Source organism: Aerococcaceae bacterium zg-252, from assembly GCA_016237705.1.
Classification (GTDB): domain Bacteria; phylum Bacillota; class Bacilli; order Lactobacillales; family Aerococcaceae; genus Globicatella; species Globicatella yangjingiae.
In genome coordinates, this window is the sequence record CP066204.1 from 566,400 (window position 1) to 580,754 (window position 14,355).

Annotated in this window: 11 protein-coding genes; all 11 read left to right on the forward strand. The window is 37.0% G+C overall.

Annotated features, from left to right (window positions below; translation table 11 throughout):
* Window positions 1–103: 103 nt before the first annotated feature.
* The 11 genes from JDW14_02690 to metG all read left to right on the forward strand — a co-directional run bounded on the left by JDW14_02690 (window position 104) and on the right by metG (window position 14,011).
* Window positions 104–901: an MBL fold metallo-hydrolase gene (locus tag JDW14_02690; protein QQD66481.1), complete on the forward strand. Its 798-nt coding sequence runs from the start codon at window positions 104–106 to the stop codon at window positions 899–901.
* Between the two features lie 225 nt (window positions 902–1,126).
* Window positions 1,127–2,371 (forward strand): trypsin-like peptidase domain-containing protein, encoded by a 1,245-nt coding sequence (locus JDW14_02695; protein ID QQD66049.1) that lies wholly within the window; start codon window positions 1,127–1,129, stop codon window positions 2,369–2,371.
* A gap of 137 nt (window positions 2,372–2,508) precedes the next feature.
* Entirely contained in the window at window positions 2,509–5,334 is a 2,826-nt protein-coding gene (uvrA, locus tag JDW14_02700) for an excinuclease ABC subunit UvrA (GenBank protein ID QQD66050.1), read from the forward strand.
* A gap of 166 nt (window positions 5,335–5,500) precedes the next feature.
* Complete coding sequence (locus JDW14_02705) at window positions 5,501–7,012, forward strand: DUF4097 family beta strand repeat protein (protein QQD66051.1); 1,512 nt, start codon at window positions 5,501–5,503, stop codon at window positions 7,010–7,012.
* Window positions 7,013–7,033: 21 nt separating this feature from the next.
* A complete protein-coding gene (locus JDW14_02710) occupies window positions 7,034–7,219 on the forward strand; it encodes a PspC domain-containing protein (protein QQD66052.1) in 186 nt (61 codons plus the stop codon).
* Between the two features lie 67 nt (window positions 7,220–7,286).
* Window positions 7,287–7,694 carry a PspC domain-containing protein gene (locus JDW14_02715; GenBank protein QQD66053.1) on the forward strand — a complete coding sequence of 136 codons (408 nt, stop codon included), beginning with the start codon at window positions 7,287–7,289 and terminating at the stop codon, window positions 7,692–7,694.
* A 237-nt stretch (window positions 7,695–7,931) separates the two neighbouring features.
* Window positions 7,932–8,861: an HPr kinase/phosphorylase gene (locus tag JDW14_02720; protein QQD66054.1), complete on the forward strand. Its 930-nt coding sequence runs from the start codon at window positions 7,932–7,934 to the stop codon at window positions 8,859–8,861.
* Window positions 8,862–8,870: 9 nt separating this feature from the next.
* Window positions 8,871–9,686 carry a prolipoprotein diacylglyceryl transferase gene (locus JDW14_02725; protein ID QQD66055.1) on the forward strand — a complete coding sequence of 272 codons (816 nt, stop codon included), beginning with the start codon at window positions 8,871–8,873 and terminating at the stop codon, window positions 9,684–9,686.
* Window positions 9,687–9,712: 26 nt separating this feature from the next.
* A complete protein-coding gene (locus tag JDW14_02730; GenBank protein ID QQD66056.1) occupies window positions 9,713–10,735 on the forward strand; it encodes an NAD(P)H-dependent glycerol-3-phosphate dehydrogenase in 1,023 nt (340 codons plus the stop codon).
* Between the two features lie 103 nt (window positions 10,736–10,838).
* Complete coding sequence (trxB, locus tag JDW14_02735; GenBank protein QQD66057.1) at window positions 10,839–11,771, forward strand: thioredoxin-disulfide reductase; 933 nt, start codon at window positions 10,839–10,841, stop codon at window positions 11,769–11,771.
* Between the two features lie 203 nt (window positions 11,772–11,974).
* Entirely contained in the window at window positions 11,975–14,011 is a 2,037-nt protein-coding gene (gene metG / locus JDW14_02740) for a methionine--tRNA ligase (GenBank protein ID QQD66058.1), read from the forward strand.
* The last annotated feature ends 344 nt before the right edge of the window (window positions 14,012–14,355 follow it).

The following is a 14,355-nucleotide window of genomic DNA, read 5'->3' on the forward strand; positions in this document are numbered from 1 at the left end:
AGTTTGGCAATGAGTTCGGGGTGACGTTTCAAACGACACCCCATTTTTTAAGATATAAAATAGTTTATAAGTAGAAAGTGATGATAGAGTGAGTGAACAGACTATAGATAAGTTACGATTTTCGGTACTTGCAAGTGGAAGTTCTGGTAATTGTACTTATGTAGAAACAGATAAGCAGCGTGTATTAATTGATGCTGGATTGAGTGGGAAAAAAATTCAAAGTTTAATGGAACAAATTAATCGTGATTTAACTCAAGTTGACGCTTTATTTGTAACCCATGAACATAAGGATCATATTTTAGGTGTCGGAGTTTTAGCACGCAAATATAATTTACCAGTCTATGCCAATCGCATGACGTGGTTAGCAATGGAAAATCATATCGGTGCAATTCCAATGGAAAATCGTCGATACATTGAACCAGACCAATTATTGACTTTGGGAGATTTGGATATTTTAAGCTATAATGTGAGCCATGATGCAGCACAACCACAATTTTATGCCTTTCAAAAAGGAGATAAGCAATTTGTGATGTTAACGGATACAGGTTATGTGAGTGACCGTCTTCGCAGCCAATTAAAGAATGCGACGGCTTATTTGATTGAAAGTAATCATGAAGTGGAAATGTTACGCTATGGGCAATATCCTTGGTCATTAAAACAACGTATTTTAGGTGACAAGGGGCATTTGAGTAATGAAGCCGGTGCTTTAGCTATGGTGGATATGATTGGGAACCAAACCAAACAAATATATTTGGGGCATTTAAGTCAAGATAATAATACTAAGGAATTGGCGATGTCGACGATGCACTCAACCTTAACTGCAAGAGAAATGGGAGTTGGGGAAGCATTCCATTTACATATGACCGACCCGTCGGTTGCTACACCAATGATGTATCTCTAGTAGAGGATAGGAAATGCGTTTGTTAACACAATGGATAAATTTAATACAATTTTCGAAAATAATTCACATTACTATTTTAAAATAAAGACATTCAGTAATGAATCGGATAAAAATCATTTAATAAAAAAATATTTTAATTCGAATTTAAGTTCGCATGTTTATATATAGTCAGTAAGTAAATAGCATTACTTAGTGTACGAATTATTAAGAAAAGGGGTAATAACAATGAATCAAAAAGAGAAAAATCGTACAATGTTTTGGAAAAGTATTTTTGGAAGTATCTTAATTATTGCGTTAACAGTGTTTGCATTTTTTAGTGGAGGATTGACAAAGCTAGATAGTAAAGTGGCTCAAGCAGAGTCTGAAAGTTCACAAACTTTAACGGATTTTGAGAGTGCGATTGTTGGTGCCGTTGAAACAGCGAGTGATGCGGTCGTATCGGTTAGTAATTTAAAAAGAGCTGTTGCAAATGAAACTACAGCATTTGGTGGCAGAGGTTTTGGTAATTGGTATAGTGAGAGTGGCGATATTGATTTAGGTGACCCAGATGAATCGCTTGAAGTTGCTGGAACAGGTAGTGGGGTTGTGTATCGTGTAGACGGAGATACAGCTTATGTGGTAACGAATCATCATGTGGTTGAAGGTGCTGCTAAATTAGAAGTAACGACAGCTGACGGAACAAAAGTGGATGCTGAATTAGTAGGTTCTGATGTTTTCACTGATTTGGCTGTATTGAAAATCAGTTCAGAACATGCAAAAACAAGTGTGAAATTTGCTGACACTGACAAATTAAAAGTAGGTTCATTAGCCATTGCGATTGGTTCACCTTTAGGAACTGAATATGCTGGTTCGGTGACACAAGGGATTGTATCAGGTGTTAACCGTATTTTACCATTTGATATTGACGGTGACGGTGAAAAAGATTGGGAAATGAATGTTATTCAAACAGATGCTGCGATTAACCCTGGTAACTCCGGTGGGGCATTAGTCAATAAAGACGGTCAATTAATCGGAATTAACTCAAGTAAGTTTTCAACGGTATCCGTAGAGGGTATGGGCTTTGCGATTCCAAGTAATGAAGTGAAAAAAGTAATTGAGCAGTTAGAAACTAACGGTAAAGTGATTCGCCCAGTACTAGGTGTGAGTGGTGTCTATCCAGTTAGTAAATTGTCTGTCCGTTCAAAAACAGAAATTTTAAATCTTGCTGAAGATGCTGAAGAGGGAGTTGTTATTGCAGAGGTAGCTCCAAATAGTTCAGCAGCGAATGCTGGTTTACAACAGTACGATGTGATTACGGCTATTGACGGTGAGAAAGTGAATGATTTGATTTCATTACGTCAAATATTATACAAACATCGCATTGGTGATAAAATTACAGCTACCATTTTACGAAATGGTCAACAACAAGAAATTACCATTACATTAGAAGCAACTGTTGAACAAGAAATGCAAAGAAGTACGGAAGAATAATGAGAAATCAGAAGAGTCGAGGGCAACCACGGCTCTTTTTGTTATGAGAAAGTGTGGTGCTTTTAGGCTTATTTATTGAGTTTTTATTAAATTTAATATACTATTAACGAGTATTGTACACGAGAGGAGCCTGTTTAATGGCAAAAGATAAAATAATTATAAAAGGTGCACGTTCGCACAATTTAAAAAATATTGATTTAGAAATACCACGAGATCAATTAGTGGTCGTCACAGGTTTATCAGGCTCAGGGAAGAGTTCATTAGCCTTTGATACTTTATATGCTGAAGGGCAACGTCGTTATGTGGAAAGTTTATCGGCATATGCACGTCAATTTTTAGGCAATATGGATAAACCGGATGTCGATTCGATTGAGGGTCTAAGTCCAGCTATTTCGATTGACCAAAAGACAACAAGTCACAATCCACGTTCAACAGTCGGAACAGCGACGGAAATTAATGATTTTTTACGTCTATTATATGCTCGTGTAGGAACTCCGTACTGTCCGAATCACCATGTGCCGATTGAACGTCAGTCGCCAGAACAAATGGTTGATCGCTTATTGGAATTGCCAGAACGAACTCGCATTCAATTGCTGAGTCCAGCAGTGCGTGACCAAAAAGGACAACATAAAAAGATTTTGGAGCGTATTTCCAAAGACGGTTTTGTGCGTGTACGAGTTGACGGTGAAATTTATGATATTAGTGAAGTACCTGAATTATCAAAGACGCATAAACATACAATTGAAGTAGTGGTTGACCGAATTGTAATTAAAGAAGATATTCGCTCACGTTTATTTGACTCGGTTGAAACGGCATTGCGTTTTTCAGAAGGATACCTAGTTGTTGATATTATCGACGGCGAAACTCTTTACTTTAATGAACATTATGCTTGTCCACATTGTGACTTTACTGTCGAAGAACTACAACCACGCTTGTTCTCATTTAATGCACCATTTGGAGCTTGTCCAAGTTGTGACGGATTAGGCTCTCGTTTGACGGTAGATGAGTCATTAATTATTCCGGATACGACTTTGACTCTTGAACAAGGAGCATTTGCACCATGGAATCCGATTAGTTCAAATTACTATCCGTCAATGTTAGAGCAATTTGCGAAAAGTTATGGTATTCCAATGGATGTGCCGTATCAAGAATTATCAAAAGAACATCAAGATGTCTTGAAATATGGTGGGCCAGATGCGATTTTTGACTTTACTTATACACCGATGATGAGTGGTGGTAAATCACGCACAGTTGAAACGCAATTTGAAGGGGTCGTCAATAATGTGGAACGCCGTTACAATGAAACAAGTTCCGATTATACACGTGAAGTAATGACGCAGTATATGCACGAATTAAAGTGTCCCACTTGTCATGGACACCGTTTAAATGACAAAGCATTATCAGTTTATGTCGGAGAAAAAAATATTGCTGAATTTACGGAATTATCTATTGCTGATGCACTGCATTATGTAAAAGAATTGACGTTTTCTCCTGCAAAAGAAATGATTGCGACACCGATAATTAAAGAAATTGGTGATCGCTTAACCTTTTTAAATAATGTGGGATTAGATTATTTAACCATGGATCGTGTGGCAGGCTCTCTTTCAGGTGGGGAGGCACAACGGATTCGTTTAGCGACACAAATAGGTTCAAACTTGAGTGGAGTTTTATATATTCTTGATGAGCCGTCTATTGGTTTACATCAACGTGATAATGCACGCTTGATAGAATCTTTACATAAAATGCGTGATTTAGGTAATACTTTAATAGTGGTGGAACATGATGAAGAAACGATGTTGGAAGCTGATTACCTTATTGATATGGGGCCAGGTGCCGGTGTGCATGGTGGTGAAGTGATTGCTGCTGGGACTCCTAAGCAAGTGATGAAAAATAAACACTCACTTACAGGGAAATATTTATCCGGAAAGGAAAAAATTGAAATACCGACATCACGTCGCAGTGAAGACAAGGGTTGGGTGACGATTAAAGGAGCTGCTCACAATAATTTGCAGTCGGTTGATGTTGCCTTTCCAATCGGACGATTAACCTGTGTTACTGGAGTATCAGGATCAGGTAAAAGTAGTTTAGTTAACGCAATTTTGAAAATAGCATTGGCACAACGATTAACTAGTACGAAAGAACGACCGGGAGAATTTGAGTCGATTGAGGGATTTGAATCGCTTGATAAAATGATTGATATTGACCAAAGTCCAATTGGTCGTACACCACGTTCAAATCCAGCAACGTATACAGGTGTTTTTGATGATATTCGTGATTTGTTTGCCCAAACGAATGATGCGAAATTACATGGTTATACAAAAGGTCGCTTTAGTTTTAATGTTAAAGGTGGACGCTGTGAGGCGTGTTCCGGTGGTGGTATTAATAAAATTGAAATGCACTTTTTACCAGATGTCTATGTGCCGTGTGAAGTGTGTCATGGTAAACGTTATAATTCTGAAACATTAGAAGTCCGTTTTAAAGGGAAAAATATAGCTGAAGTATTAGAGATGACGGTTGAAGATGCCGTTGAATTTTTTGCAGCACAACCTAAAATCGCTCGTAAATTACAAACATTATTAGATGTTGGTTTAGGCTATGTGACATTAGGGCAATCTGCTACTACTTTGTCCGGTGGCGAGGCCCAACGAATGAAATTAGCGTCTGAGTTACAACGGGTGTCAACAGGTAATACTTTTTATATTTTAGATGAGCCAACAACTGGGTTGCACCCACATGATATTAAGCGATTATTAGAAGTAATTAATCGTTTAGTTGAATCCGGCAATACGGTAGTCATTATCGAACATAATTTAGATGTGATTAAAACAGCTGATTATATTATCGATATGGGGCCTGAGGGTGGTGTCGGTGGTGGACGTGTCATTGCGACAGGTACGCCGGAAGAAGTTGCCAAAGTAAAAGGTAGTTACACTGGACAATATTTGGCTAAAATATTACAGTAAATTTTAAAATTTCAGCAGTGCTCGGTATGGTAGCACTGCTTTTTAAGCATATTTTAAAGTTAAATGAAATAATCAGATTAAATATCAGCCCCTAGACCTATGTTTTTAGTTTCAATTGTTGGCATAATAAGAGTGTAGAGCAAAACAGATTTAGGAGGAACTTATCATGACCCATAAAGAACGTATTATTGAATTAGTAAGACAAAATGTGATTACAATAGACGAGGCATTAAAATTACTAGAGGCAGCAGCTGAACAAGCAATGGAATCAGAAGTTTCTGAATTTGCTGAGGAGTATCAAAAAGCACAAGCAGCGATTGAATCGGAAATTCAACTGCCAGAAGAAGTGGAAGTAAAACAAACGGCTGAAAGTGATGAGAGACAAATCATGCAACGTATCGCAGAATTGAACGAGCAGCTTGAGAAAAAAAGCGAGGCAAAGGTCATTGCAAAACAACGTTTGAGAGAAATTGAAATTTTTGAAGAATTAGATGAATTAACTGATGAGATGATAGCTCAAAAAGAAACATTAAATGCTAAAATTAATCAATTAACAAACGAAATTGATGAATTACATCAAGAGCTTAAAGAGCACAAATCAACGATGAAACAATATTCGAAAGAGCAAGTTAAAAACATTGTGGAATCATCAAAAGAACAAGTCAGAAATATTGTGGAATCTTCAAAAGAGCAAGTTAAAAATATCGTTGATTCTACTACAGCACAAGTGAAATCATCAGCTCGTGAAGCTGGAAAAGAAGGACGTAATATTCAACGTACAGTGGTAGATTACTTTAAAGATATTGCTGCTAATTTCGATTTGAAAAATATTAACGTGAGTATCCCAGGAATAAAAACAACTCAACTTACACATGAGTTTGAGTATGATTTAAAAGAAACTACACAATTAGATGTTTCCATAGTAAATGGCGATATTACAGTAGAGACTTATGACGATGATGTAGAAGATTATAACGGCAAAGTGATTGTAGAGGCAGATATTCGTTTCTTCGGAAAAGATGATATTGCTACTATTGAACAATTTGAAACATTGAATACTATTGATGCGACTGATGACCGTTTATTATTCCATGTAACCGATGCACGCATGGCATGCGATGTCGTTATTAAAGTGCCAGAGGAGAGTGCTTGGCGTGAAATCAAAATTAAATCATTAAACGGTGATATTGAATTATCATCAATTCAAGTAGATGAGTTGATTGTGGATAGTAAAAATGGTGATATAGACCTTGAAGAAGTAGTAGCGAATTATGTTGCTATTGACGGATTGAACGGCGATGTATTAGTTGAAGATTCGACTATTAGCGATTTAGCTAGCAAATCATTAAATGGTGATTTCCGTTATCGTGGAGTAATTGGCAATACAACGGTTGAAACTTTAAATGGTGATATTTATCTAACTAAAGAAGATTTAGCTGAGGCGAAATTGAATTTGAAATCAACGGTATCAGGTGATGTTAAAGTCGCATTACCACAAGCGATGAATTTAGAAGTTGATTACAGTAATTCAATGGGTGAGTTTCATCACCGTATGAGCAATGTTGAATTTTATAAAAATGGACACCATATGGAACGCTACTTACATGAGCAAGCACCATTGGTGAAATTAGAAATTAAATCAGCATTCGGAGATGTATACTTAAAAGACAGTATGTAGTAAAATATAGAGGTGCAAAAGATGAAAAAATTAAGATTATCAAATCAAAAATATATTCTAGGTGTTTGTGGGGGTCTAGCTGAATATTTCGGAATCGACCCATTGATTGTGCGATTACTATTTGTTCTATTAGCAGTCGGCAGAGGTGCTGGGTTAGGGCTATATTTATTGATGTGGGCAATTATAAAATGGAGTAATGCCCAGTAATAACATAGTGTGAGCGATGATTATCAAGCCAATTAAAGCACACTAGAATTAGAAAGAAGGATTATTAATGAGAAATTATTTTTGGATATTCCTATTTTTGATATATATATTTAGTAACTTAAGCAAACTGGATTTACGAGGGGGAAAGACTGTGAATAGAAAATTATACAAATCTTCAACTGATAAAAAAATTATGGGTGTCTGTGGTGGACTTGCTGAATACTTTAATGTTGACTCAACTTTGATACGCTTAGGTTTTGCAATTGCATTGTTCACATTTAGTTTTGGTTTTTGGCCATATGTTTTATTAGGTATTTTATTACCTTATGATTATCAAGTAAAACGAGGCGATGGTTATGTTTATCGCAAAGAAGAAACCTCAGCAAATCAACGCAATATCTTTGGTGATGTTAAACCAACACAAGCACCTAAAGATGTGACACCACAAGAAGATGACTCTTGGAGTGACTTTTAATATTCAATATATAAATCCATTCTTAGCGACGGAAAGTAACGTTAAGAATGGATTTTTTTGTATTGAACAACTCCAAACCTAGTAGAATAATAAGTATTCTGAAGTGGGCGACAACACACTATCTTATAGTTAGAATTTACTCAAAAGCTAGCCGAATTGATTGAATTATGTTAGTATCAAATCAGATGTAAATTAAGTTTTTAAAGTAGGATTAAAAACGAGTAGTGGAGGAGTAGTATGAACAATACAGTTACAATTAATGAGATTGTCAAAACATTAAATATTGAGTATTTATTTGGTGAAGAATTCGGTGAGCGAAAAGTATCCGTTAGTGAAGTATCACGACCAGGTTTAGTATTGAACGGCTATATTGAATATTATCAATCTGCTCGTATTCAATTGATTGGCCGAACTGAAATGCGTTTTTTATTAGCACAGACGTCTAAGGAACGTTCGATTATTTTTGATCGTATTTTACAACCGGAAACACCAGCGATTATTTTTACGCATTCTGAGCCTGTTCCAGAAGAAGTGTTTCCAATTGCAGAACGTATGCAAATTCCAATTTTAGGATCAAGATCAAAAACAAGTCGTGTGCATGCTAATATTACCAATTATTTAGAGGGGCGTTTGGCAGAACGTTTGTCACGGCATGGGGTATTTGTTGAAGTATTTGGTATGGGTGTTCTATTAATCGGTTCAAGTGGTGTTGGAAAATCTGAAACTGCCTTAGAATTAGTGCAACGTGGACATCGTTTAATTGCCGATGACCGAGTGGAATTGTTTATGATTGATGAATTGACACTTATTGGGGAAGCACCAGAAATTTTACAAAACTTATTAGAAATTCGTGGTCTAGGAATTATTGATGTTATGAATTTATATGGGGTATCAGCTATCCGTCGTTCAAAACGACTCGAATTAATTATTGATTTAGTATTAGATGACGGAACAGTTGAATATGACCGTTTAGGTTCTGGTCGTGAAACAGAACAAATTTTCGATGTATTAGTACCGAAAGTTCGTATCCCTGTTAAAACAGGTCGAAATTTAGCGTCAGTTATTGAGTCTGCTGCGATGAACTTTAGAGCAAACTCATTGGGCTATAATGCAACTGATGCCTTTAATAAGAAATTAGATGAGTTAATTCGCCGTAACCGAATATAGAGGTAGAACATGAATGTGTATAGTTTAGCAAAACTGTCACCAATTGCCTTTCGATTATTTGGTTGGCCAGTTCATTGGTACGGTATTATTATTGGTTTCGGTATTGTCATCGCATATTCGATGATTCAGCGAGAAGCCAAGCGTCAACAATTGGATTTAGATACTATGTCGGATATTATTTTTTGGACGATTATTATTGGGTTCATTGGTGCACGCTTGTATTATGTCCTGTTCCGTTTAGATTATTACCTTATGCACCCAGAACAGATTATTAGTATTTGGCAAGGTGGTATTGCGATTTATGGGGGAGTTTTAGCTGGGTTAATGGCACTTTATTTTTTAACGAAACGTTACAGCTTTCCACTTATTACAACTTTAGATGTGGTAGCACCGGCGGTTCTAATGGCTCAGTCGATTGGTCGTTGGGGAAATTTTATGAATCAAGAGGCATACGGATACGAAGTGTCACGTGACTTTTTAACACGATTGCATTTGCCGAATATGATAATTGAACAAATGAATATTGAGGGTGTTTATCATCACCCCACTTTCTTATATGAATCATTGTGGAGTGCGACAGGTGTCATTCTCTTATTGTGGATACGAAAAAGACCGAATACTTTGAAACAAGGCGACGTTGCAGCTGGGTATTTATTATGGTATGGCTTAGGTAGAATCGTGATTGAGGGTATGCGTACCGATAGTTTATATTTAGGGCCATTGCGTATTTCACAATGGGTGGCGATGGCCTTTGTTATTGTTTCAATTATTTTTATTATCAAACGACGAAAAAATATCAATATTCCTTATTATGTAGCGAAGTGATAATGGATTAGAAAATGGAGGTGCGTATGAAAATAGCAGTATTAGGTTCTGGTTCATGGGGAACTGCTTTAGCAAAAGTTTTAGCAGAAAATCAACATGAAGTCATCATTTGGGGACGAGAAATAGCAGCCGTTGATGAAATTAATCATCAACATACCAATACAAGATATTTAAAAAACATGATTTTGCCGGATTCGATTGCAGCAACAACAGATTTAAAATCATGTTTAGAGGAAGCTCAGATGATTTTAGTGGTCGTACCAACGCATGCGATGCGTAGTGTTATGGAACAAGTGGCTATTTTATTAAAAGATTGCAATAATCAACCGATTATTGTCCATGCAACGAAAGGGCTTGAGCCACATACGCATTTACGCATGAGCCAAGTGATAAAAGAAGTCGTATCGGCAGAATTGTATCAGTCGGTGGTGGTGTTATCAGGGCCAAGTCATGCAGAAGAAGTCGCAAGACAAGATTTAACGACCATTACGGCAGCGAGCGATAAGCTTGAAGCAGCAAAAAGCGTCCAAGATGTGTTTATGAATCATTATTTCAGAGTTTATACGAATCAAGACATTGTTGGTGTTGAGTTAGGTGCAGCCTTGAAAAATATTATTGCATTAGGTGCAGGTATTTTAGTAGGTCTCGGTTATGGTGATAATGCGAAAGCGGGTTTGGTGACACGTGGTTTGGCAGAAATTACACGTTTAGGTGTTAAATTAGGTGCTGATCCTTTAACTTTTTTAGGATTGAGTGGTGTCGGTGATTTAGTGGTAACATGTACCAGTCCTCACTCACGTAATTGGCAAGCAGGGAATCTTTTAGCACAAGGCAAGAAAAAAGATGAAGTTGAAGTAGAAATCGATATGGTAGTTGAGGGGATTGCGACTACAGAAGTTGCTTATGAATTAGCTCAAAAAGAACAGGTTGACTTACCGATTACGCAAGCAATTTATGCTGTTCTATATCAAAATACCGATGTGCGTGAAGCGATTGAACAATTAATGGCACGAGAGGGTAAACGGGAGGCCTCTTTACAGGAACATTAGTCTGTGAGCAAATTTTAATTAAAATTTAAATACCTGTGTTAAAATAATCATATAATCAGTTTCAATTAAGTCATATAAAGTGAATAAGGAAGAAGTGAAAAATATGTCAGAGAAAGAACAAATTAAAGTTGATGTAGTGGTCATTGGTGCCGGACCTGGTGGATTAACGGCAGCATTATATGCTTCACGTGCTAATTTAAAGACAGTGATTATTGAAAAAGGTATGCCGGGTGGTGAAGTTAATAATACCGCTGATGTTGAAAATTATCCTGGTTTTAAACTGATTAGTGGGCCTGAATTAGCAAATCATTTTTATGAAAGTGCGATGGCTTTTGGTGCTGAATTAGTTTATGGTAATGTGGAACAACTTGAAATTGATGGCTTGACACGCTTGGTTCATACCTCTAAGGTAATTTATGAAGCAAAAGTTGTGATTGTAGCGACAGGTTCTCATCATCGTAAATTAGGAGTGCCTGGAGAAGAAGAATTATCTGGACGTGGTGTATCTTACTGTGCAGTATGCGACGGTTTCTTCTTTAGAGGTAAGCACGTTGTCGTTGTTGGTGGTGGCGATTCTGCAGTAGAAGAAGGTTCGTATTTAACACAATTTGCTGAAAAAGTGACGATTATTCATCGCCGTGATGCATTACGTGCACAAAAAGTGTTGCAAGAACGTGCATTTGCTAATGAGAAAATTGAATTTGTTTGGGACTCTGTTGTGGAATCAATCAATGGTGAAGACAAAGTTGAAAGTATTTCATTACGAAATCTAAAAACGGAAGAAACAAGTGAATTAGCAGCTGACGGTGCTTTTATTTATGTCGGCTTAATTCCAAATTCAAGCGTTGTGGCTAACTTAGGCATTACTGATGACGAGGGTTGGATTGTAACGGATACTCAAATGGCAACAGCGATTCCTGGTATTTTTGCTGTTGGTGATGTGCGTAATACGCATTTACGCCAAATTGCGACAGCAGTAGGTGACGGTAGTCATGCAGGACATATGGCATATCAATATATCACAAGTTTAAATTAATCTTGATGAGCATAAAGAAAACTAATCATCATTGGACAGTTCGATTTTCGAGGTGGAGATGAGATTAGTTGCTTTATGCTTTTTTGTATTGAGTTATGTAACTAATTCTGATACAATGACGATTAAAACCATTCAAAGACATTGTGATATGTGCTATAATAGCCACAATAAAGCAAAATTTATTATGAAAGGGGCACTCATCTGTGACCAATCAAACAAAACCAACTTATTATATTACAACACCTATTTATTATCCAAGTGGAAATCTTCATATCGGAAATGCTTATTCGACATTAGCAGCTGATGCAGCAGCACGCTATAAACGTTTAATGGGATATGATGTCTTTTTCTTAACTGGAACGGACGAGCATGGTCAAAAAATTGAAACTAAAGCAGCTGAATTAGGTTTAACTCCGAAATCATATGTGGACGGCATGGCTGACATCATCAAAAAATTATGGGAAGATTTAGAAATTTCGAATAATCATTTTATTCGTACGACTGATGATTATCATGAAACGGCTGTGCAACAAATTTTTGAGCAATTATTGGAGCAAGGTGACATTTATTTAGGTGAGTACCAAGGTTGGTATTCTGTCAGCGATGAAGAATTTTTCACTGAGAGCCAGTTAGCTGAAGTTTATCGTGATGCTGACGGCAATATGATTGGTGGAGTGGCACCAAGTGGTCATGAAGTGCAATTAGTGAAAGAAGAATCGTATTTCTTCCGTATGAGTAAATACGCAGACCGTCTTGTTGCTTACTATGAAGAACATCCGAATTTTATTATGCCGGAATTTCGTAAAAATGAAATGATTAATAATTTCATCAAACCTGGGTTGGAAGATTTAGCCGTATCTCGAACAACATTTTCATGGGGAGTTCCAGTAAAAAGTGATCCTAAACATGTTGTCTATGTTTGGATTGATGCGTTGACGAACTATATTACCGCTTTAGGCTACGGTAGCGAAGATACGACAAATTTTGAAAAATTCTGGCCAGCAAATGTTCATATCATCGGAAAAGATATTAGTCGTTTCCATATGATTTATTGGCCAACAATGTTAATGGCTTTAGGCTTACCATTACCACAACAAATCTATGCACATGGTTGGATGTTGATGAAAGACGGTAAAATGTCTAAGTCAAAAGGGAACACAGTTTATCCACATCAATTGATTGAACGTTATGGTTTAGATGCAACACGTTTTTACTTATTACGTGAAATGAGCCAAGGAAATGATTCGATTTTTACACCAGAAGATTTTGTCAATCGTGTTAACTTTGAATTAGCCAATGATTTAGGAAACTTACTCAATCGTACAGTTGCGATGATGAATAAGTATTTCAATGGTGAAGTTCCAACGAGCGAACTAGGTGAAAATGAAGTGGATTCTGCATTTGAATCCTATGTTGAGCAAGCCTTAAAGGATTATCATCAAGCAATGGATACACTATCGTTCAATACGGCACTCGACCATGCGATGAAAATTGTTTCACGTGCGAATAAGTATATTGATGAAACAACGCCATGGGTATTAGCAAAAGAAGAAGCAGCCACACCACAATTACGTTCTGTCATGTATCATTTAGCAGAAGCATTACGTATTACTGCGTTGATTTTACGTCCGTTTATGACTCAAGCACCTGGAAAAATTTTGGCACAATTAGGAATTGAATCAGAACTTGAACGTCCATTAAATGATTTAGTTTGGGGACAATATCCAGCAAATGTGACTGTCATTAAAAAAGGTGAGCCGATTTTCCCACGCTTAGAAGTAGAGGTTGAAGTGGAATATATTCAAGCACAAATGAAAGCTGGATTTTCTAAGTCAACGGCGAGTGAAAATTTAACGGTTGATGATCCAAATTGGGATCCTGCTGCAACGGAATTAGTACATCATGAAGTGGAACATGTGGAGTTTGACCAGTTTATCCAAACAGAATTAAAAGTGGCAGAGGTAATTGATGTTGAGCCAGTTAAAGGTTCGAATAAATTATTACGTTTCCGATTGGATGCTGGTGATAAAGGACATCGTCAAATCTTATCAGGTATTGCGAAATATTATCCTGATTACAAAGCATTAGTGGGTCGTAAAGTAACGATTGTAGCGAACTTAAAACCACGTAAGATGATGGGCTTACTCAGTCAAGGAATGATTTTGTCAGCTGAGAAAGAAGACGGATTAAGTCTATTATTTGCACCAGATGATGCACCAAATGGTTCATTAATTGGGTAATTATTGGAAAACGTCAAAATATAGATTTAACTATTTTAGGAGCTAGTCGTTTCGATTGGCTCCTAATGTTGTGCAACGGTATGGAAGTCATGATGATACTATTCTGTTCCAGTAATTCATTACTCATACAATTTGTATAACGGGTTCCAACGAGCAGAAATGACGTCCACTTCAGAAGTCTCTTTTGTGCGTTGCACGCACGACAGCGACTTCTTCCAGTGATTCATTTCTAAACGCACGTTGTCGCACAATTTGTATAACGACTCGTTCGGATTGGCTTGACGTCCACTTCGCAGAAATCTTGAAGTGCTTACGCACTTCTACGACTTCTGCTCCAGTGATTC

Bases quoted from the DNA above. Each gene is read 5' to 3' on its own strand.
- JDW14_02695 (QQD66049.1), top strand. From the start codon at position 1,127: ATGAATCAAAAAGAGAAAAATCGTACAATGTTTTGGAAAAGTATTTTT.
- uvrA (QQD66050.1), top strand. From the start codon at position 2,509: ATGGCAAAAGATAAAATAATTATAAAAGGTGCACGTTCGCACAATTTA.
- JDW14_02705 (QQD66051.1), top strand. From the start codon at position 5,501: ATGACCCATAAAGAACGTATTATTGAATTAGTAAGACAAAATGTGATT.
- JDW14_02710 (QQD66052.1), top strand. From the start codon at position 7,034: ATGAAAAAATTAAGATTATCAAATCAAAAATATATTCTAGGTGTTTGT.
- JDW14_02715 (QQD66053.1), top strand. From the start codon at position 7,287: ATGAGAAATTATTTTTGGATATTCCTATTTTTGATATATATATTTAGT.
- JDW14_02720 (QQD66054.1), top strand. From the start codon at position 7,932: ATGAACAATACAGTTACAATTAATGAGATTGTCAAAACATTAAATATT.
- JDW14_02725 (QQD66055.1), top strand. From the start codon at position 8,871: ATGAATGTGTATAGTTTAGCAAAACTGTCACCAATTGCCTTTCGATTA.
- JDW14_02730 (QQD66056.1), top strand. From the start codon at position 9,713: ATGAAAATAGCAGTATTAGGTTCTGGTTCATGGGGAACTGCTTTAGCA.
- trxB (QQD66057.1), top strand. From the start codon at position 10,839: ATGTCAGAGAAAGAACAAATTAAAGTTGATGTAGTGGTCATTGGTGCC.